Origin of the sequence: Candidatus Frankia nodulisporulans (genome assembly GCF_902806475.1) — a bacterium.
In the GTDB taxonomy this organism is placed as follows: domain Bacteria; phylum Actinomycetota; class Actinomycetes; order Frankiales; family Frankiaceae; genus Frankia; species Frankia umida.
Genome location: NZ_CADCWS010000515.1, coordinates 1 through 798 on the forward strand (window position 1 = coordinate 1; position 798 = coordinate 798).

Annotated in this window: 1 protein-coding gene; it reads right to left on the reverse strand. The window is 67.3% G+C overall.

Annotation, left to right across the window (positions count from 1 at the left end; all coding sequences use genetic code 11):
- Positions 1-714, reverse strand: a 714-nt coding sequence (locus G6R24_RS21205; RefSeq protein WP_163550871.1) for an IS256 family transposase, incomplete at its 3' end; no start/stop codon positions are given.
- Positions 715-798 lie beyond the last annotated feature (84 nt).

The window sequence follows — 798 nt, forward strand, 5'->3', positions numbered from 1 at the left end:
GACCCCGCGGTTGCGTAGTTCGGTGCAGATCTGCAACCAGAACTTCGCGCCCTCCCCGCCGTCCCCGGCCCACAGGCCGAGAATGTCGCGGGCACCGTCGACGGTGACGGCCAGGGCGACATAGACCGGCCGGTTCGCGACCTTCCCGTCCCAGATCTTCACGTTGATCGCGTCCAGGAAGATCACCGGGTAGGCCGGGTCGAGGGGCCGGTTCTGCCACTCGGCCATCCCGTCCATCACCCGATCGGTGATCGTGGAGATCGTCTGCTTGGAGACCTGCGCGCCGTAGACCTCGGCCAGATGCGCGGAGATCTCCCCGTGCGTCAGGCCCTTCGCGGACAGCGACAACACCATGTCTTCCACGCCGGACAGGCGCCGCTGCCGCTTCTTGACGACGACCGGCTCGAACGACCCGGCCCGGTCCCGCGGCACCTCGATCTCCACCGGACCCACATCGGTCAGCACCGTCTTCGACCGGCTGCCGTTACGGGAGTTCCCGCTGTTCGCCCCGGCCGGATCATGCCGGTCGTAGCCGAGATGCTCGGTCAGCTCGCCGTCGAGCGCGGACTCCAGGACGATCTTCGTCAGTTGTTGCAGCAGACCGCCCTCACCCGAAAGCTGCAACCCCTGCGCACGGGCCTGGCCCACCAGCTGGGCGACCAGCGCGGGATCCACCGCCGCCGGCGGCCCGCCGGCAGGCTCCTCGACAGACATCACACCAGCGCCCGCCACATCAGTAGTGATCGTCATCAGGTGCTACTCCCATGATCGGAGTTACACCGTTGTTCTTACACTCCC